General features: G+C 69.7%; 19 protein-coding genes and 3 tRNA genes. 5 read left to right on the top strand and 17 right to left on the bottom strand.

What is annotated here, in order from left to right:
* Nucleotides 1–74 precede the first annotated feature (74 nt).
* A complete protein-coding gene (locus EW117_RS23585; RefSeq protein WP_129789136.1) occupies nucleotides 75–701 on the top strand; it encodes an HAD family hydrolase in 627 nt (208 codons plus the stop codon).
* 1013 nt (nucleotides 702–1714) lie between these two features.
* Here EW117_RS23585 and lpdA read toward each other — a convergent pair.
* Entirely contained in the window at nucleotides 1715–3118 is a 1404-nt protein-coding gene (gene lpdA / locus EW117_RS23580; protein ID WP_129789135.1) for a dihydrolipoyl dehydrogenase, read from the bottom strand.
* 100 nt (nucleotides 3119–3218) lie between these two features.
* The gene (rnhA, locus tag EW117_RS23575; protein ID WP_479725116.1) at nucleotides 3219–3665 is read right to left on the bottom strand and encodes a ribonuclease HI; all 447 of its coding nucleotides are present in this window, start codon (nucleotides 3663–3665) and stop codon (nucleotides 3219–3221) included.
* A 131-nt stretch (nucleotides 3666–3796) separates the two neighbouring features.
* Here rnhA and EW117_RS23570 point away from each other — a divergent pair, with 131 nt between their 5' ends.
* Nucleotides 3797–4663: an LLM class flavin-dependent oxidoreductase gene (locus EW117_RS23570; RefSeq protein WP_129789134.1), complete on the top strand. Its 867-nt coding sequence runs from the start codon at nucleotides 3797–3799 to the stop codon at nucleotides 4661–4663.
* A 30-nt stretch (nucleotides 4664–4693) separates the two neighbouring features.
* Here EW117_RS23570 and leuD read toward each other — a convergent pair whose 3' ends face one another.
* Together leuD and leuC are read right to left on the bottom strand one after the other, a co-directional pair.
* Entirely contained in the window at nucleotides 4694–5329 is a 636-nt protein-coding gene (gene leuD / locus EW117_RS23565) for a 3-isopropylmalate dehydratase small subunit (protein ID WP_129789133.1), read from the bottom strand.
* A gap of 14 nt (nucleotides 5330–5343) precedes the next feature.
* On the bottom strand, nucleotides 5344–6900 hold the full coding sequence (gene leuC / locus EW117_RS23560; RefSeq protein ID WP_129789132.1) for a 3-isopropylmalate dehydratase large subunit: 1557 nt from the start codon (nucleotides 6898–6900) through the stop codon (nucleotides 5344–5346).
* Nucleotides 6901–6977: 77 nt separating this feature from the next.
* Here leuC and EW117_RS23555 point away from each other — a divergent pair, with 77 nt between their 5' ends.
* The 3 genes from EW117_RS23555 (at nucleotide 6978) to EW117_RS23550 (ending at nucleotide 9120) form a co-directional block, all read left to right on the top strand.
* Nucleotides 6978–7697: an IclR family transcriptional regulator gene (locus EW117_RS23555; protein WP_026365378.1), complete on the top strand. Its 720-nt coding sequence runs from the start codon at nucleotides 6978–6980 to the stop codon at nucleotides 7695–7697.
* Nucleotides 7698–7867: 170 nt separating this feature from the next.
* The gene (locus EW117_RS29535) at nucleotides 7868–8038 is read left to right on the top strand and encodes a hypothetical protein (protein WP_165362834.1); all 171 of its coding nucleotides are present in this window, start codon (nucleotides 7868–7870) and stop codon (nucleotides 8036–8038) included.
* A 113-nt stretch (nucleotides 8039–8151) separates the two neighbouring features.
* Complete coding sequence (locus tag EW117_RS23550; protein WP_129789131.1) at nucleotides 8152–9120, top strand: PH domain-containing protein; 969 nt, start codon at nucleotides 8152–8154, stop codon at nucleotides 9118–9120.
* Between the two features lie 79 nt (nucleotides 9121–9199).
* On the opposite strand, the gene EW117_RS23545 is transcribed toward EW117_RS23550, so the two are convergent.
* From EW117_RS23545 to EW117_RS23485, 13 genes are all read right to left on the bottom strand, one after another.
* A tRNA-Glu gene (locus EW117_RS23545) sits at nucleotides 9200–9272 on the bottom strand.
* Between the two features lie 37 nt (nucleotides 9273–9309).
* Nucleotides 9310–9382, bottom strand: a tRNA-Glu gene (locus tag EW117_RS23540).
* A gap of 88 nt (nucleotides 9383–9470) precedes the next feature.
* Nucleotides 9471–9542: transfer RNA gene (locus tag EW117_RS23535), tRNA-Gln, on the bottom strand.
* A 160-nt stretch (nucleotides 9543–9702) separates the two neighbouring features.
* Nucleotides 9703–10482, bottom strand: a complete 780-nt coding sequence (locus EW117_RS23530) for an HAD family hydrolase (protein ID WP_129789130.1) — start codon at nucleotides 10480–10482, stop codon at nucleotides 9703–9705.
* Nucleotides 10479–11600 carry a CPBP family intramembrane glutamic endopeptidase gene (locus EW117_RS23525; protein WP_129789129.1) on the bottom strand — a complete coding sequence of 374 codons (1122 nt, stop codon included), beginning with the start codon at nucleotides 11598–11600 and terminating at the stop codon, nucleotides 10479–10481. Before EW117_RS23525 ends, EW117_RS23530 begins: the two co-directional genes overlap by 4 nt.
* Before the next feature lie 20 nt (nucleotides 11601–11620).
* Nucleotides 11621–13123 carry a glutamate--tRNA ligase gene (gene gltX, locus EW117_RS23520; RefSeq protein WP_129789128.1) on the bottom strand — a complete coding sequence of 501 codons (1503 nt, stop codon included), beginning with the start codon at nucleotides 13121–13123 and terminating at the stop codon, nucleotides 11621–11623.
* Between the two features lie 58 nt (nucleotides 13124–13181).
* Nucleotides 13182–13754, bottom strand: coding sequence for a hypothetical protein (locus EW117_RS23515; protein ID WP_129789127.1), 573 nt, complete (start codon nucleotides 13752–13754; stop codon nucleotides 13182–13184).
* Entirely contained in the window at nucleotides 13751–14170 is a 420-nt protein-coding gene (locus tag EW117_RS23510) for a hypothetical protein (protein WP_129789126.1), read from the bottom strand. Before EW117_RS23510 ends, EW117_RS23515 begins: the two co-directional genes overlap by 4 nt.
* A gap of 156 nt (nucleotides 14171–14326) precedes the next feature.
* The gene (locus EW117_RS23505; protein WP_129789125.1) at nucleotides 14327–14515 is read right to left on the bottom strand and encodes a hypothetical protein; all 189 of its coding nucleotides are present in this window, start codon (nucleotides 14513–14515) and stop codon (nucleotides 14327–14329) included.
* Between the two features lie 307 nt (nucleotides 14516–14822).
* A complete protein-coding gene (locus tag EW117_RS23500) occupies nucleotides 14823–15632 on the bottom strand; it encodes a GNAT family N-acetyltransferase (RefSeq protein WP_242504490.1) in 810 nt (269 codons plus the stop codon).
* Between the two features lie 7 nt (nucleotides 15633–15639).
* Nucleotides 15640–16236, bottom strand: coding sequence for an NUDIX hydrolase (locus EW117_RS23495; RefSeq protein WP_207212011.1), 597 nt, complete (start codon nucleotides 16234–16236; stop codon nucleotides 15640–15642).
* A 2-nt stretch (nucleotides 16237–16238) separates the two neighbouring features.
* Entirely contained in the window at nucleotides 16239–17018 is a 780-nt protein-coding gene (locus EW117_RS23490) for a fumarylacetoacetate hydrolase family protein (RefSeq protein WP_129789124.1), read from the bottom strand.
* 32 nt (nucleotides 17019–17050) lie between these two features.
* Nucleotides 17051–17908 carry a class I SAM-dependent methyltransferase gene (locus EW117_RS23485; protein WP_242504496.1) on the bottom strand — a complete coding sequence of 286 codons (858 nt, stop codon included), beginning with the start codon at nucleotides 17906–17908 and terminating at the stop codon, nucleotides 17051–17053.
* Nucleotides 17909–18013 lie beyond the last annotated feature (105 nt).

Here is an 18013-nt window from a genome sequence, read left to right as displayed (position 1 = left end):
CTGCATGTGCCGTTCGGCCTAGCGCTTCCTGGCGGCGATGTGACGCAGGTTCTCCGGTGACTGATCCAACCGTCGTGCTCGGATCCGCCCGCGCGCTCCTCCTCGACTTCGACGGCCCGGTCACACCTCTCATGCCCGCGCCCGCGAACATGCATGCCGCCGACGCCGGTCGTGCAGCTCTCGCCGTACACGGAATCGACACGGGCGAAATTCACGCTACGTCTGATCACCTCGCAGTCATCCGCTGGGCCGGGGCTCATGCCGCAGAAGCCCTGCCCGATGTCGAAGCCGCATGCCACGCCGCCGAGGTTGAGGCAGCCCGTTCGTGCGCGCCGACCCCTGGAGCACACGAACTTCTCCGTGCGCTCGACACGAACGGCGTCCCCGTCCTGATCGTCACCAACAACGCCGCCGACGCCGGCCGGATCTACCTCGAACGGTGGGACCTGACTCGCTACGTGCGGGACATAGTCGGCCGCCCAGTTCACCGCCCCGACCTCATGAAGCCGCACCCGCACACCATCAACCGCGCCCTGCAGATCACTGCCACCAAGCCAGCCGCCACGGTACTCATCGGTGATTCCGTGTCAGACATCGAAGTCGCACGAGCAGTCGGCGTCCGATCCATCGGTTACGCCAAGAATCGAAGCGCGGAGTCGAACTGCGCGACGCGAGAGCCGACGCGATCACGGACAGCATGAGCAGCCTCGTCGCCCTTGCGCGCTGAAGTACTGCCGAATTGACCTCTACAAGATCAACGCGCGCCTGACGGCGCGCGGGCCTGATGACCAGAACGCGCGCGCGTCCATGAACCGCCGTACCTTCGAAGGCGGAGCCTGCAAACGAAGCAGGCACGTGGCCAGTGGAGGATCGGAAATGGCGGACGGATACTTCGTGGTTTACCGGGACCGAGTCGACTCAATCACCCGGGCGGAGCTCAATAACAAGTACCCCGAGCTCGCCAAGTCCAGAGCTTGGTTGAACGTGACTCTGCCCAACGGAGACGTCCACGGGTGGATCGGAGCGCAAGGCATCGACGTCAAGGGCTCAATCAAACCCACCGGTGCACTGATGGTGACCAGCACACAGTTTGTGTATGGCCCCTCAGGGTGGATGGACGCGGAAGGGGACATCGTGCACCCTGGCGAAGACATCCACTCGGAGGTGCAGAAGATGACAGGGCCACCGAGTCGCTGAAGTGGCGGTCGATCCACTACTCGCGAATCTAGGTCCTGACCTTCCCGAGGCACGCGATATCCGCGCGGGCAAAGGACCTCCGGTGGGGCACCTGCTGGAATCAAGAGGATCGAGGGACACGGGGTCCCTGGTCCTCCGTCATCCATTAGCTTCACCGGGACCCTGACACCGAACCCGCCGTCAGTGCAACAGGTCCCGCCGACCGAGCGCACCACGTCACCCACACCCAACGGACGGGACCTGTTGCACTGACGGCAGAACCGATGTCCGAGACGCGCCCCGCGCCAACGGATGACGGAGGACCAGGGACCCCGAGCCGGGAGTATGGCCGGGTCACAGACCCGCACAGGACGGCCGAGCATGAGCGCGTCGGGATCTCTGCGGGGCACCTGAGGCATTACACGAGGGTTACACGGGAGCACGAGAAACGGCGGCAAACGCTGCACAACGTCGCAAGACGAAAGTGCAGGTCAGCCGCCGTTTCTGCGCATCGTCGCAGGACGATCCGGTCAGGCGATCAGAAGTTGATCATGTGCCCAGTGATGCCATGGATCGACTCCTGCAGCGCCTCCGACAGCGTCGGGTGCGTGTGCACGTTCCGCGCCATCTCATCAGCGGTGAGGTCCCACTTCTGCGCCAGTGTCAGCTCCGGCAGGAGCTCCGAGACGTCCGGGCCGATCATGTGCGCGCCGAGGATCTCGTTGTACTTCGCGTCGGCGACCAGCTTGACGAAGCCGGTCGGGTCGCCCAGGCCGTGCGCCTTGCCGTTGGCCATGAACGGGAACGAGGCGACCTTGACGTCATAGCCCTCATCGCGAGCCTGCTGCTCCGTGAGGCCGAACGACGCGATCTGCGGGGAGCAGAACGTCGCGCGCGGCATCATGCGGTAGTCGCCCAGCGTCTGGGTCTCGGCCCCACCGATGGTCTCGGCGGCGACGACGCCCTGCGCCTCCGCGACGTGCGCCAGCATGAGCTTGGCGGTGACGTCACCGATGGCGTAGATGTGCGGCACGTTGGTGCGCATGTACTCGTCGATCGCGATGGCGCCGCGGTCGGTGAGCTGCACGCCGGTGTTCTCGAGCCCGAACCCGCTGACGTTGGGCGCGAAGCCGACTGCCATGAGGACCTTGTCGACCACGAGCTCACCGGGCTTGTCGTCCTTGACGCCCTTGTAGGAGACAGTGACCGAGGTCCCGTCGTCCTTGACGGTCTGGACCGCCGTCGACGTCAGCACCTTGATGCCCAGCTTCTTGTACTGCTTGGCGATCTCCTTGGAGACGTCCGCGTCCTCGTTCGGCAGCGCACGGTCGAGGAACTCGATGACCGTGACGTCCACGCCGTAGTTCTTCAGGATGTAACCGAACTCCACGCCGATGGCGCCGGCGCCGACGATGGCGATCGACTTGGGCAGGTCCCGCGTCAGGATCTGCTCCTCGTAGGTCACCACGTTCGAGGACAGCTCGACGCCCGGGAGCAGACGTACCTCGGAGCCGGTGGCGATGATTGCGTTGTCAAAGGTCACGGTTTCGGTGCCGCCCTTGTTGAGGGCCACGTCGATGGTGTTCGCGTCGCGGAACGTGCCGCGGCCGTCGAACTCCGTGATCTTGTTCTTCTTCATCAGGAAGTGCACGCCCTTGACGCGCCCGTCCGCGACCGTGCGTGAGCGGTCCCAGGCCTTCCCGTAGTCGAACGTGACGTCTCCGGCCATGCCGAAGAAGTCCTTCTGGTGAGTGAAGATGTGGGACAGCTCAGCGTTGCGCAGCAAGGCCTTGGAGGGGATGCAGCCCACGTTGAGACAGACACCACCCCAATACTTCTCCTCGATGATCGCAACGGACTTACCGAGCTGGGCAGCGCGGATCGCGGCGACGTAGCCGCCGGGGCCCGCACCGAGGAGTACGACGTCGTAGTGGGAAGCCATGGGTCAAGGGTATTAGTGTGCGCGAATCGTGGTGACGTGACATCGGTCTCGTTGTCGCCACGACTCGCGCGAAAGACCTGCGAAGGGCCGCAGAGCGCCGTCAGCGCACGCTGTCGACGCCCTTGTTGGCCAGCGCGTCAGCGGCTTCGTTGCCCGGGTCGCCCGCGTGGCCCTTGACCCAGACCCAGCGCACCGTGTGCTTGGCGACCTCGGCGTCGAGCTCCTGCCAGAGGTCGACGTTCTTCACCGGCTGCTTGCTGGCGGTCTTCCAGCCGTTGCGCTTCCAGCCGATGATCCAGGTCTTCATACCGTTCATCACGTACGACGAGTCCACGTGGATGGTGACCTCGCTCGGCTGCTTGAGCGCCCGCAGCGCCTCGACCACGGCCTTGAGCTCCATGCGGTTGTTCGTGGTGACCTTCTCACCGCCGAACAGCTCCTTGGAGTGCTCCCCCGCCTTCAGGAGCGCACCCCAGCCGCCCAGCCCCGGGTTGCCCTTGCAGGCGCCGTCGGTCCACATCTCCACCACGGGTCGTATCTCGGTCACGCCGCAACCCTAGCTTCGCCGAGGGCCGACGCCGGTATCCGGCCCCCTGTCGATGTCAGTGTCCCGGCGTAGCGTGACGCAGGTCGGTCACAGAAGTGCGCCGACGGTTCGGACGCAACGGGAGGAGAACGATGAAGTTCGGGTTCATCGGCAGTTTCGGAACGCCCGCGCAGCAGATTGCTCTCGCGCAGGAGTGCGAGGAGCACGGCTGGGACGGCTATTTCACGTGGGACGCGATCAGCATGGGCGGCGAGTGGTCCTCGGCCACCTGGGATCCGTTCAGCCTGCTCAGTGCAGTAGCGACAGTCACCGAGCGCATCACGCTCGGCGCCATGGTGTTCGCGCCGCCGCGGCATCGGCCGTGGGAGTTCGCCCAGCGGGCGCTCACCGTGGACCACCTGTCCGGAGGACGGCTCGTACTACCTGTCGGCGTCGGCGTGACGATCGACCAGGCGTTCACGTCGGTGCCGGGCCAGGCGACCGGGCTGCGCGAACGGGCCGAGCTCCTGGACGACGTCCTGACCTTCCTCGCCGAGGCCTGGAAGGGCGAGCCGTTCGAGTTCCAGGGCACCCGCCTGAGCGCCGGGGAGTTCCACTTCCCCGAGCCGCCGGTGAACGGCCACATCCCGGTGTGGCCCGTCGGGGTGTGGGACGCCGAGAACCCGCCGGCCAAGAACCTCCGGCGCGCGCTGCGCTGGGACGGCGTCGTGCCGCAGCAGCGCGGCACCGCTGACGAGCCGCTGCCTGCCGCCATCGCCGGCCTGACCCAGTGGCTCGCTGAGCACCGGGACAACGTCGAGCGGGCGACGGACGGCCCGTTCGACGTCGTCGCGCAGGGCAAGCTCTCGTCCGACCCGGCCGAGGCCGCCGACCAGGCGCAAGCCATGGCCGACGCCGGGGCGACGTGGTGGATCGACTCGTGGTGGGACCCGGCGACGGTGGCCCCGGAGCTCCTTCTGGAGAAGGTGCGCCAGGGCCCGCCGTCGTTGTTGAGCTAGACCGGGCGTCGAGCTAGACCGGGCGTCGAGCTAGACCGGGCGGGCCGCCTCGATCTCGACGGCCGGCAGGTGCCGCGCGGGCAGGGTCTTCGGGCGCCATGACTCCCGGTTCGCCTCGAACGCGGTGATCCTGTCCTCCTGCTGCAGGGTGAGCCCGATGTCGTCGAGCCCCTCCATGAGCCGCCACCGCGTGTAGTCGTCGATCTGGAACGGCACGGTGACGTCGTCGGCCGTCGCGGTCTTCGCCTCGAGGTCGACGGTCACCTCGGTGCCCGGCTTGGTCTCGAGGATCTTCCAGAGGATCTCGATGTCCTCGGGCGAGACGATGCCTGTGACCAGGCCCTGCTTGCCCGAGTTGCCGCGGAAGATGTCGGCGAACCGGGAGGACAGCACGACCCGGAAGCCGTAGTCCTTGAGCGCCCAGACGGCGTGCTCGCGCGAGGAGCCGGTGCCGAAGTCCGGCCCTGCCACGAGCACGGACCCCTTCGAGTACGCCTCCTGGTTGAGCACGAACGACGGGTCGCCCCGCCACGCCGCGAACAGCGCGTCCTCGAACCCGGTGCGCGTGACCCGCTTGAGGTACACGGCGGGGATGATCTGGTCGGTGTCGACGTTGCTGCGCCGCAGCGGTACGCCGACGCCGGTGTGGGTGTGGATCTTCTCCATGGTCTGTGCTCCTCTCAGCGCAGCGCGGGCTGGCCGGAAGCGGACCCGCTCGGAGCGGACCCGATCGCTACGGGAATGGGCAGGTCGACGACGGACTCGCCCAGCGGGGACGCGCCCACGCCGTCGAGCGGCGTGCCGTCGAACGTGGTGATGTCGATGTCGTGCGGCAGGTCCAGGTCGCCCACGCTGGACAGCGTGCCCCGGATCGCCGTCGCCGCGGCCACCAGCGGCGAGACCAGGTGGGTGCGCCCGCCCTTGCCCTGCCGCCCCTCGAAGTTGCGGTTCGACGTCGACGCCGACCGCTCCCCCGGCGCGAGCTGGTCGGGGTTCATGCCCAGGCACATCGAACAGCCGGCGTTGCGCCACTCGGCGCCGAAGTCCTTGAAGATCACGTCGAGCCCCTCGGCCTCGGCCTGCAGCCGTACGCGGGCCGAGGACGGGACCACGAGCACCCGCACGGACTCCGCCTTGTGGCGGCCCTTGATCACCTTCGCGACGGATCGCAGGTCCTCGATGCGCCCGTTGGTGCAGGAACCGATGAAGACCGTGTCGACATGGATGTCGCGCAGCGGCGTGCCGCCGGTCAGACCCATGTACTCCAGGGCCTTCGCCGCGGTCTCGCGCTCGCCCTCGTCGGCGATCTCCGCCGGGACCGGCACGGACGCCGACAGCGGCAGGCCCTGGCCGGGGTTGGTGCCCCAGGTGACGAACGGCTCCAGGTCGGCCGCCTCCAGCACCACCTCGGCGTCGAACTCCGCGTCGTCGTCCGTGCGCAGGGTCTTCCAGTACTCGACGGCTGCGTCCCAGTCCTCGCCCTCCGGCGCGTGGGGACGGCCCTTGAGGTACTCGAACGTCGTCTCGTCGGGCGCGATCATGCCCGCGCGGGCGCCGGCCTCGATAGACATGTTGCAGATCGTCATCCGGGCTTCCATGGACAGCGCCTGGATGGCCTCGCCGCGGTACTCGAGCACGTAGCCCTGGCCGCCGCCGGTGCCGATCTTGGCGATGATCGCCAGGATGATGTCCTTGGAGGTCGTGCCCGCGGGCAGCGTCCCGTTCACCGTGATCGCCATCGTCTTGAACGGCGCCAGCGGGAGCGTCTGGGTGGCGAGCACGTGCTCCACCTCGGACGTGCCGATGCCGAACGCGAGCGCGCCGAACGCGCCGTGCGTCGAGGTGTGCGAGTCACCGCACACGACCGTGAGGCCGGGCATCGTCAGGCCCAGCTGCGGACCGACCTGGTGCACGATGCCCTGGTCGGCGTCGCCGAGGCTGTGCAGCCGGACGCCGAACTCCTTGGCGTTGGCACGCAGCGTCTCGATCTGTGTGCGGCTCGTCACATCGGCGATCGGCCGATCGATGTCGAGCGTGGGGGTGTTGTGGTCCTCGGTAGCGATTGTGAGGTCGGGTCGCCGCACCTGGCGTCCGGCGAGACGCAGCCCCTCGAACGCCTGCGGGCTCGTGACCTCGTGCACCAGGTGCAGGTCGATGTAGAGAAGGTCGGGCGAGCCACCCTCGCCTCGGCGCACCAGATGCGCTTCCCAGACCTTCTCCGCCAGCGTGCCGGCCATTGCGGTTCGCCTCCTCGTCAGAAACAACTTTGGGCCTCGACTTGCAATCTCACGTTCCGAGACGGCAATATCGCGGTATGGACGATACTAGCGGAGTCGGCGTCTTGGACAAGGCGGCGTCCGTCCTCGGGGCACTCGAGGCCGGACCGGCCACCCTGGCGCAGCTCGTCTCCTCGACCGGTCTGGCCCGCCCGACGGCGCACCGCCTGGCCGTGGCCCTCGAGCACCACCGCCTCGTGGCCCGCGACATGCAGGGCCGTTTTGTGCTGGGTCCGCGCCTCAACGAGCTGGCCACCGCCGCCGGTGAGGACCGCCTCCTGGCGGCCGCGAACCCCGTGCTCATCGCGCTGCGGGACCACACAGGGGAAAGTGCACAACTTTACCGTAGGCAGGGCGATCACCGCGTGTGTGTCGCCGCCGCCGAGCGCCCGGTCGGCCTGCGCGACTCCATCCCCGTGGGCGCGACGCTCAGCATGAGCGCCGGCTCCGCGGCGCACGTTCTTCTCGCCTGGGAGGAGCCGGACCGGCTGCACCGCGGGCTCCGCGATGCGACCTTCACGGCCACCATCCTCTCCGGCGTCCGACGCCGCGGCTGGGCCCAGTCCGTCTCAGAACGTGAGCTCGGTGTGGCGTCCGTGTCGGCGCCGGTGCGCGGTCCGTCAGGCCGGGTCGTGGCCGCCGTCAGCGTGTCCGGGCCCGTCGAGCGCCTCTCCCGGCAGCCCGGCCGGCTGCACTCGGCGGCCGTCGTCGCCGCGGCGAACAAGCTCACCGAGGTGCTGCACCGGTCCGGCGAATAACGCTGCGAGTGCGCATGGAGTGTGTGGCCGGTGAGCGGTCCGTGTGCGTTGGTTCGCCACGCCGGGTCAGGTGATTCCCCAGGTCCCGGTGGGGTAAGTAGTCTTCTGCGAGACGTGTGCACACCAGGGGCGCACGCGCCCACGTCGTGAGGAATCTGATGCCGCCAAGGGTGAGGCTCATCATCATCTGGCTCGTGGTGATCTTCTTGTTGTACTCGGTCATCAACGATCCTGAACGCTCCGCCGACATCGTGCTCGCGCTCTGGGATGTCATCTGGGGTGCCATCGCGAACATCGGCACGTTCTTCGAGGAGCTCTTCACCGGGTCGATCGGCCGCTGACGACGTAGGGTCGGCGGCGAGACTCGACCACATCGGACCCCACTCCCGGACCGATCCAGGGGAATCCGTCGGTTCGAGCGACCGTATCCGACCGCACCCCCGGGGAGACCCGCATGAGCGCCACAGCGGACTTCGTCGTCCCTCACCGCGCCCTGCAGCGGTACATCCTGGCGAACGAGAAGGTCATCATCGCGACCCACCGGCACTGGGGCATGCTGTGGGAGCCGATCCTCACGACGGCGGGCGCGTTCGTGCTGGCCGTGGGCCTGCTCGTCGCCGTCGACCCGAACGTTCGCGACGCTCTCGGCTGGGTCTGGCTGCCGTTCGTCGTCCTGGGCGCCCGGCTGCTCTACAAGTGGCTGGAGTGGCGGGCCAGGTGGTTCGTGATGACCGACCGCCGGCTGCTGCTCCTCGACGGCTTCCTGGTGCACCGGGTGGCGATGATGCCTTCGGAGAAGGTGACCGACCTCGGGTACGAGCGCACCCCGATGGGCCAGCTGCTCGGCTACGGCACCTTCATCTTCGAGACCGCCGGGCAGGACCAGGCCCTCGACCGGGTCACGTGGATCCCACGGCCCGACTCCCGGTACCGCCTGATCATCGCGTCGCTCTTCCATCCGGACGCCGCCGACGCCGAGGCCGCCGCGCAGGCCAACCCGGATGTCCGGCCGCAGGCCGTGCCGTCGACGGACTCGCCCTCCCCCGCCCCGCCTCCCGCACTCATGCCGCGGATCGGACGGCGGAGCAACCCGCCGACGCAGCGCATCGAGCTGCCGATCGCCCGGGGTGGCGCAGCCCCGGACAGCGCCGCCGAGGAGAGCACAGCCAAGGACACCACGAGCCCGGGCAGCGAGGAGCCCACGGGCGTCACCTGGGCGGCGACCGGTGGCGCGACGGCAGGCGACGCGGCACCGGCGTCCGGCGACGCGGCGGACCAGACCTGGGCCGACCAGGCGAGGACCGCCCGCGCACGAGACGCCGGCGGCGAGCACGTACCCGGCGGGCCGACCGCCGACCGCGACCCGACAGAGGTGCGACCCGAACCGTTCATCGAGGGCGGCAAGGACCCGAAGATGCGCTGACACCTCGGCGCCGCCCTGACGGCGGCCCAGTCCCGAGACGGCGAAAGGCCCGGTCTGTGTGGACCGGGCCTTCCTGCTGTACCCCCAGTGGGATTTGAACCCGCGCTACCGCCGTGAGAGGGCGGCGTCCTAGGCCGCTAGACGATGGGGGCCTGAACGGATCCGCCGGCCGAAGCCGAAGGACCTGCGTACCCCCAGCGGGATTTGAACCCGCGTTACCGCCGTGAGAGGGCGGCGTCCTAGGCCGCTAGACGATGGGGGCCTGAACTACCGGTTACGGACCGGTTGCCGTGAAACCTTAGCGCACCGGCCAGGGTTACACATCGGCCGTACGTGCGCTGTGGTCTGCGCTGGGGTACCAGGACTCGAACCTAGACTAAGTGAACCAGAATCACTCGTGCTGCCAATTACACCATACCCCATGGGGGTAACAACCTCGCTGGATACACCTATCTCCTACAGGCTTTCCGTGGAGGCCTTACCGCTGGAGAACACTACCTGACCTCGGACGGTGGGCAAAACGGAATGAGGGTGCCGTCCGTCACGCGCGCCGGTTCGGGCCATCGCGAGCCGTGGTCCGGACTACTGAGAGCCGTAACCGAGGGCACCCGGAAGGCTCGCAAGCGTCTCGATCACCACGACGCCGGCCGCGCGCAGGGCAGCGGGATCCTGCAGGTCACGCAGGCCGCCGTCGGGCAGCGGAGGGCCTGTGTAGCCCGGACCACGCCGGTGACCCGCCCGGTCCAGCCAGACGCCGGTCAGGCCAGCGTCGCGGGCCGCCAGCGCGTCCACGGTGGGCTCGTCGCCCACGTACGCGGTACGGGCCGGGTCGGTACCCAGCCGCCGCGCCCCCTCGAGGAACACCCGCGGGTCGGGCTTGCCGAAGCCCAGCGTGTCCACCCCGACGAGCACGGGCAGGTCGGCCAGCCCGGCCAGCTTCAGCTTTCGCTCCTGCAGCTCGGTGGCGGCGTTCGTCACCACGCCGACGCGGAGCCCCGCGGCGACGACGGCGTCGACCGCCGCCCGGGCGTCCGGGTGCGCCGTCCACGACTTCTCGAACGTGCCCCAGAACAGCGCGTCCCAGGCGTCGAACGACGACGCCGTGACCGGGGCGGCGCCGAACGTCTCGTGCAGCAGCTCGGCCCGGAGCCGCCGCTGCGTCACGTGGTCCATCTCACCGCTCGTGTAGCGGCGGTAGTAGCCGCCCGGGTCGGTGCGCCAGTGCGACAGGATCTCCGGCTCGCGCTCGGGCGGGACGTTCGGCATGTACTCCGCCCGCACGGCCGCGAGCGCCCGCGCGAAGGCGCCCTTGGTGTCGACGAGCGTGTCGTCGACGTCGAACAGGATGCCGTGGATCGTCACGCCGTCGTCTCTCCCTCGCCCCTGCCGGGCTCTCCCGGAACCGGGCCCGTCGGAACAGGCCCTGCTGGGACGGGCGCCACCGGATCGGGCACGACCACGGCGAGCCTGCGGCGTCGTGCCCACCACAGCAGGACTGCGGTGGTGACGATCGTGACGCTGATGCTGACCGCGCCCTCGATGGGCGCCACCTCGGTGATCAGGAGCGACTCCTCCAGGCCGTCGTAGGCGATGGCGAGGCCGAATGCGAAGAGGTTGTTCGCGGCGTGCAGCCCGACGGCGAGCTCGAGCCCGCCGGTCCGCCAGACGAGCAGGCTGGCGATCAGGCCGAAGACGAGCCGGTCGGCGAAGAGCCAGGGACTCTGCGCGCCGTGCGCGAACGCGAACAGGAGCGCGGACACGGCGGCGGGCACGATGAGGGCGAGCCAACGCCAGCGCAGCATGCTGCCGATCCACTGCGACAGCCAGCCGCGGAAGAAGTACTCCTCGCCGGCGGCCTGCAGCGGCGTGGTCAGCAGGATCACTATCGCGAGGACGGCCCAGCCGGACGCCGGGGTGAGCGGCCACCAGCCGGACTCCTCGGTGCCCGCGCCCGTGCCTGAGGCGTCCGAGCCCTCGGGCGCAAGCCCCAGCTGCGTCACCAGGAGGTCGCTGCCCAGGGTGAGCGGCACCAGGAGCAGCAGCGACAGCCCGATCGCGCCGAGCAGCAGGCGCCAGCGCACGCGGCCCAGCACGGACGACACCAGGCCCGCGCGCCCGGCCTGCGCCCAGACGGCCACGAGCGCGAGCGGGATGCCGAGGGCGAGGCCGAGGTTGGTCACGAGCATGCCGACGGGCGAGACGAACCAGGAGTTGGGGACCGCCGTCGGGTTCGGGAGTTCCGCGCCGAGCGTCTGCGCGACCATGTAGCCGATCGCGTACAGCAGCAGCGCCCCGACCAGCACGATCACGGCGCCGGTCATCGCGACCAGCCCGATCAGCGGCCGCCACCACCGGTGTTTCGGGCCGCGGAGGGCCTGTGGGTACTCGCGCGGTCCGGGAGCCGGTACCGCCGAGGGCGGCACCGGCGGAGGCGGCATCGCGGGAGGCTGCGCGGCGTCAGGGGTGGTGGCGTCGGTCACGCCAGACACGCTAGCCCAGTTCACTGGGCCCCGGCTGGCACCTCCGCGTCGGTCCGGGCGGCGCCCTCGGCGAGGCGAGCCAGCGCCGCGTCGAGTCGGGTGAGCGTGCGCTCCCGGCCGAGCACCTCGAGCGACTCGAAGAGGGGTAGGCCGATGCGGCGTCCGGTCACGGCAACCCGGACCGGGGCCTGCGCCTTGCCGAGCTTCATGCCGTGCGCCTCGCCCACCGCGGTAACCGTGTCCTTGAGCGGCTCGGCCTCCCACGCGACCTCGCCGGTCCCGGTCGCGGCGAGGGTCGCGCGCACGTCGGCGAGCAGCTCTGCGGCGGCGCCCTTGAAGGCCTTGTTCCAGGAGTCCTCGTCGATCTGCGGCTCGTCGAGGAACAGGAAGTCGACGTTGTCCGTGATCTCCGACAGCAGTGCCACGCGGGAGTGTGCGAGCGGCGCGACGGCGTCGAACACCTTCTGGTCGAACTGCTCCTCGCTCCACGGCGCACGCGGAGCGTGGAGCCACGGGCCGCAGGCCTCGGTGAACTCGGGCACGCTCAGGGCGCGGATGTACTCGCCGTTGAACGCCGTGAGCTTCTTGATGTCGAAGAACGCCGACGACGAGTTGATGTCCTCGACGCGGAACCGGCGCACCAGCTCGTCGAACGGAAGGATCTCCTCGTCGTTGCCGGGCGCCCAGCCGAGCAGCATCAGGTAGTTGACCATCGCGTCGGGCAGGATGCCCTCGGCGAGGTAGTCCTCCAGCGCCACCTTGTCGCGGCGCTTGGAGAGCTTCTGACGCTTCTCGTTGACGATCACGGGCATGTGCGCCCACTGCGGCGGGGTCTGGCCCAGGGCCTCCCACAGCAGCTGCTGCTTCGGGGTGTTGGGCAGGTGCTCCTCGGCGCGCATGACGAGGGTGATGCTCTCGTCGATGTCGTCCACGACGTTGGCGAGCAGGAAGACCGGCGAGCCGTTGCCGCGCGCGATGACGAAGTCCTCGAGGTTCCGGTTCGGGAACGTGGGGTTGCCGCGAATCAGGTCGACGACCTGCGTCTCGCCCTCGTCGGGCGTGCGGAAGCGCAGGGCGCGGCCCTCGGCGTACTCCAGGCCGCGGTCGCGGCAGAAGCCGTCGTAGCCCGTCTGCTGGTTGCCGGTGCGCGCCAGGACGACGTCGCGGGTGCAGTCGCAGTAGTACGCCTTGCCCTCGGCGAAGAGCCGCTGTGCGGCCTCCTTCTGGATGCCGGCGTTCTCGGACTGGAAGTACGGCCCCTCGAACGCCGGGTCGTCCTTGGTGATCCCGAGGGCCGCCATGGCCGACATGATCCCGTCCACCCACTCGGGCTGGTTCCGGGAGGCGTCCGTGTCCTCGATGCGCAGCACGAACGTGCCGCCCTGCTGCTTCGCCACTGCCCAGTTGAACAGCGCGGAGCGGGCGCCGCCCACGTGGAACATGCCGGTGGGGGACGGCGCGAAGCGGACACGGACGGCCGCGGCCGCCGCCGGGCCGGTCGAGGTGTTGGTTGCTGAGGTCACGGACCCAGCCTAGGCGGTGGGACCGACACTGCGGTCCAGCGGGGCCAAGTCCCCCGGATCACCGACCCTCGCGGGCACGAACCCGGTCCAGCGCATCCTGGATCGCGATCTCCCGGCGGGCAGCGACCCCCTCATCCGTGTCGTCGGACTCCGCATCGACGGTGTCGTCCGGCCCGCTGCCGCTCGTCGACGGCCCCCGCACGAACCATGGGAGGACGCCGACGACCAGCCACCCCGGGACGGTCGCCAACAGGAGGCCGCCGAGCAGGATCAGCGGCGTCGTCCATGGCACACCCGGCACGGCACCGAGCCACATGACGAGCGCTAGGTCGACCACCACGAGCACCCCAGCCTGAGCAACGGCCACGAAGCGGACGTCGTGCCGGTCACGGACGCGGCCGATCTGGTCACCCACCACCACGACGTAGACGAGCACGGTGAGGACGACACCGAAGAAAACTGCACCGACCACGGCGCCGAGCGGCCAGACGTCCACGTCCTCATTTGCGGCTTCCGCACTCGCGGCGGACCCCAGCCCAATACCCGTGAGAACCACTGCGTAGAGGAATCCAGCGACTGCGGCGGCGATCAGGTAGCGCAACCGCATGCCCGACGCGCCTGCGGCAGTCATACCGCCGCGCTCTGTCCCCGGGCCGCCCGGTGCCGCAGGTCGCCGACCAGGAGTCCGACGGCGTATGCCAGCCAGGCGGGGATAGAGGCGATCGCACCCACGACGACCAGGGCCGCTCCCCACCCTGCGCCGCTAGGCCACGGCTGCGCGACCGCGACATAGACGAGCGCGCAGACGACGGCGAACAGGACGACGGCCAAGCCCAGCGCAGCCCAGGCGCTGTGGACATCCCGGAGACGAAGCAGCCATACAGCGACGAGGACCGCTGCCAGCGCGACGGCCGTCACCGCGAGCGCGATCAGGAGGGCGGCGCCGGTGCCTTCCAGCCAGATGACGGGCGCCAGGTAGACGGACGGGACCGCGGTCACGATGAACGCCACGGGAGTCAGGACGAGGAAACGCCGCATGGTCGTCATAGGCACATGGTGACTGGTGCGTGGCACCAGGACCAGCAATGTCCGCCGCCCGTGGCTCACACGGTCTGACGCGCCGCGCGCCGCGCCTGCCGGAATGACCAGGAATACACGCAGGTCAGCGCCGCAGCACCCCGCTCTCAGTCGCAGGCCTCAGGCCTAGGCAGTGGTGGGACCGACGGTTCCGTCCCGCGCCGCCCGGTTCCGCCGGTCGCCGACCAGGAGCCCGACGACGAATGTCAGCCAGACGGGGATCTGCACGGCGGCAGCCTCCATGAGGATGAGCATGTTGAACCCCGGGTCGCCCGGCGACATGGACGCGTCGATCCCGATGTAGATGATTCCCATGACGATGGCGACCAGGCCGAAGGCCAGGCCCAGTGCGGCCCAGGCGTTGCGGACACCAGCAGACGGAGCAGCCCGACGGCGATGAGGACCACCGCGAGCACGACGACCGTCGCCGCGAGCGCCACCAGGAGGGCGATGCCGATCTCCAGCAACCCGATGCTGGTACCGGTGCCGACCGTGACGTAGAAGATCAGGAGCAGGACCGCGCAGACGCCGAGCGCCACAGGGGACAGCACGAGGAACCGCCGCGTGATCGCCATGGCTCATATTGACTGGTCCGCCACGGAATAGCCACGAATGCTGCCGGTCAGCGGCCTGAGCGGGCGGTCGACGCCGACGACGCGGGACGGTCCACCAGGCGTTTCACGTACCGGCGCACCGGCACCAACACCGGGCCTTCAGCGGTATCCGTCCAGTAGTCGAGCGGTCCGGCGTCGGACCAGCCCTGACGTTCGTAGAACCGCAGTGCCCGCGCGTTGCCGGCCACGACGGCGAGCCAAGCCTCGGAGTGCCCAGCGGCGGCGACCCGGTGCTCGCCGTCGGACAAGAGGTCTGTCGCGATTCCGGAACCACGGTGTGCCGCCGAGACGTGCACCTGCTCCACCTCGTCGCCGTGCACCGTCACGAAGCCGGCGACTCCGACGCCGGGCACTCCCTCGCCGACGACGGCGCCCACCACCGCGACCGTGGTGCCTGGGACCCGGTCCGCCGCGCGCGGTCCGAACGACTCCCGCGTGCGGACTCGCTCCAGCTCCGGCGGCACCAGCCCACGGTGCCCGTCACCCCAGCCGGTGTGCCAGACTACGGCGATCGCCGGGGCGTCGCCCGCGGTGGCAGGCCGGAGCTCGACGTGCCGCACGCGAAGCGGTTCGCGCAGGAAGCGGTCCTCGTCGTCCAGCACCACCGGTTCGGTCCGCCAACCGGGCCCGGCGTAACCGGCGAGCGCCGCGGTGTCCCGCCACCTGCTCACGTAGGTCAGCGTGTCGGGTCCGACGACGATCTCGTCGCCCAGAAAGCCGTCGAGCGACGCGAACTCCGTGATGCCGCCCTCGATGAAGGCGCGGAACTCGTCGAGCATGCCCGGCCGTACCTGGGCGGTGGACCGTCTGATGATCATGCGTCGATCATGCTCTACCGAACCGTGCCCGGGACAGTGCCACCAGGTCGGTCAGGTCGGGGTTCGGCAGTGCGTCGGCGTCCCACCAGCGCACGTCCAGCGACTCGTCCGAGACGACGGGTACTGCGTCCGGGCCGGCGACGGCGACGAACCGCACGTCCAGGTGGTGCACCGGACGATCCGCGTCACCCGTGCCCGGCCGGCAGAACGGCACCGCGTGCTCGTTCAGGTGCACCGGCACCGGGTCGAGCGTCAGCGCAAGCCCGGACTCCTCGCGCGCTTCCCGCCTGGCGGCGTCCGCCAGGGTGGGGTCCGCCGCCTCCAGGTGCCCGCCGAACTGGAACCATCGCCGTGCCTTGGCATGCAGGGTCAGCAGCACGCGTGCGCCGTCGTGCGAGAGCACGAGGGTCGACGCCGTGAGGTGGTCAGGCACGCACTCACGGAAGACGCCGGAACTCGCACCCGCCGACGGATCGGCCGACGGATCGTGCGTGTCGAGATGCCGGACGTACCGCGCTCGAAGGCGTTCCTGCTCCGGCGTCGGCCCGGTCCAGGCGCGCAGCACCCGCGACGCGTCGTGATGCAGCTGCTCAGCGCTGAGCACCCTCAGCGCCGCAGCACCGGGTTGGACAGCACGCCGAGCCCCTCGACCTCGCACTCGACGCGGTCGCCGTGGTCGATCCGGCCGACCCCGGCCGGCGTCCCGGTGAGGATCACGTCGCCGGGCAGCAGCGTCATCGCCTCGGAGATGTACGACACGAGGAACGGTACGTCGAACACCATGTCCCGGGTCCGGCCGTCCTGGCGCGGCTCGCCGTTGACCCGCGAGCGCACCCCGACGTCCTCCGGGTTGAGGTCCGTGTCGATCCAGGGGCCCAGCGGGCACGAGGTGTCGAAGCCCTTGGCACGCGCCCACTGGCCGTCGGTCCGCTGCGCGTCCCGCGCGGTGACGTCGTTCGCGACCGTGTAGCCGAGGATGTACGACGGCGCGTTCTCCGGCGTGACGTCCTTGCAGACCTTGGAGATGACGACGGCCAGCTCGGCCTCGTAGGAGACCTCCTGCGTGAAGTCCGGCAGCACGACCGGGTCGTCCGGGCCGACCACCGAGGTGTTCGGCTTGAAGAACAGCAGCGGGCTGGCCGGGACCTCGCCGCCCATCTCCTTGGCGTGGTCGACGTAGTTCTTGCCCACGGCCACCACCTTGGAGCGCGGGATCACCGGGGCGAGCAGCCGGACGCCGTCACCCAGCTCGATGCGCTCGCCGGTCGGCATGGCCGGCATGTACAGGGGGTCGCCGCCCAGGACGGCGAGGAAGGTCTTGTCGCCCTCCTGCTGCACGAGGGCGAAGCGGGGGTCGTCTCCGGTGGTGAATCTAGCGATACGCACGTGCTCAATCTACGTGCCCGACGGCGGGACGCTCACGCCCGCGCCAGCACCTCGCCGTTGAGGACGGCGAACCAGCCGTCCGGCGCGGCCGCCCACTCCCGCCAGCCCTGGGCGAGCTGCTCGAGGGCGACGTCGTCCGCGAGCGCCGAGTCCTTGGCCTGCACGGCGAAGTTGGACTGGGTGCAGCGCTCCGCCCACAGGCCGCCCCACCAGGTGCGGTCGTCGGGGGTCGCGTAGCACCAGACGCTGGCGCCGGGTTCGATCGTGGCGGGGTCGAATCCGGCGTCACGCACCCAGGAGGCGAGCCGGCGGCCGGCGTCTGGCTCGAAGCCGTAGGTGTGGGTGACCTCGTGGTAGAGCATGTTCCACTCGGTGAGCTCCGCGGACTCGGGGTACCAGGCCATGGCCTCGTAGTCGGCGTCGCGCACCGCGACGAAACCGCCTGGCTTGGCGACGCGCTTCATCTCGCGCAGGGCGGCCACCGGGTCGGAGAGGTGCTGCAGGAGCTGGTGCGCGAAGACGACGTCGAACGAGTCGTCCGCGAACGGCAGCTCGTAGGCGTTGGCGTGCTCGAAGCTGATGTTCTTCGTGCCGTGCGCGTCCGCGAGGCCGCGGGCGGACTCCAGGACGTCGTCGGACGCGTCCACGCCGACGACGCTGCCCTGTGTCAGCCGCTCTGCCAGGTCGACAGTGACGGTGCCGGGCCCGCATCCGACGTCGAGCAGCGTCATGTCGGAGAGCAGGTGCGGCAGGAGGAACGCGGCGGAGTTGGCCGCCGTCCGACGGCGGTGGGAGCGCAGCACGGACTCGTGGTGCCCGTGCGTGTACGACTCGGACTCCTTGGTGAGGTCCTTCACCGCGCCCGGGTTGTTCTGGTCGTGGCCGTTCAGGCCCGAGAGGCTGCTGGGGGCGTCGACCGCGTCGATGGGGTCGGTCCCCGCGGGCTTCGCCCGGTCGCGGGCGGGGCCGCCGGTCCCTTCGCTCGCGCTGCGGGT

Source organism: Promicromonospora panici (genome assembly GCF_900608595.1).
Lineage (GTDB): Bacteria > Actinomycetota > Actinomycetes > Actinomycetales > Cellulomonadaceae > Promicromonospora > Promicromonospora panici.
This window is presented reverse-complemented; position numbering and strand designations above follow the sequence as displayed.

Bases quoted from the DNA above. Each gene is read 5' to 3' on its own strand.
- lpdA (WP_129789135.1), bottom strand. From the start codon at position 3,118: ATGGCTTCCCACTACGACGTCGTACTCCTCGGTGCGGGCCCCGGCGGC.
- EW117_RS23570 (WP_129789134.1), top strand. From the start codon at position 3,797: ATGAAGTTCGGGTTCATCGGCAGTTTCGGAACGCCCGCGCAGCAGATT.
- leuD (WP_129789133.1), bottom strand. From the start codon at position 5,329: ATGGAGAAGATCCACACCCACACCGGCGTCGGCGTACCGCTGCGGCGC.
- leuC (WP_129789132.1), bottom strand. From the start codon at position 6,900: ATGGCCGGCACGCTGGCGGAGAAGGTCTGGGAAGCGCATCTGGTGCGC.
- EW117_RS23555 (WP_026365378.1), top strand. From the start codon at position 6,978: ATGGACGATACTAGCGGAGTCGGCGTCTTGGACAAGGCGGCGTCCGTC.
- EW117_RS23550 (WP_129789131.1), top strand. From the start codon at position 8,152: ATGAGCGCCACAGCGGACTTCGTCGTCCCTCACCGCGCCCTGCAGCGG.
- EW117_RS23515 (WP_129789127.1), bottom strand. From the start codon at position 13,754: ATGACTGCCGCAGGCGCGTCGGGCATGCGGTTGCGCTACCTGATCGCC.
- EW117_RS23510 (WP_129789126.1), bottom strand. From the start codon at position 14,170: ATGACGACCATGCGGCGTTTCCTCGTCCTGACTCCCGTGGCGTTCATC.
- EW117_RS23505 (WP_129789125.1), bottom strand. From the start codon at position 14,515: ATGGGAATCATCTACATCGGGATCGACGCGTCCATGTCGCCGGGCGAC.
- EW117_RS23500 (WP_242504490.1), bottom strand. From the start codon at position 15,632: ATGATCATCAGACGGTCCACCGCCCAGGTACGGCCGGGCATGCTCGAC.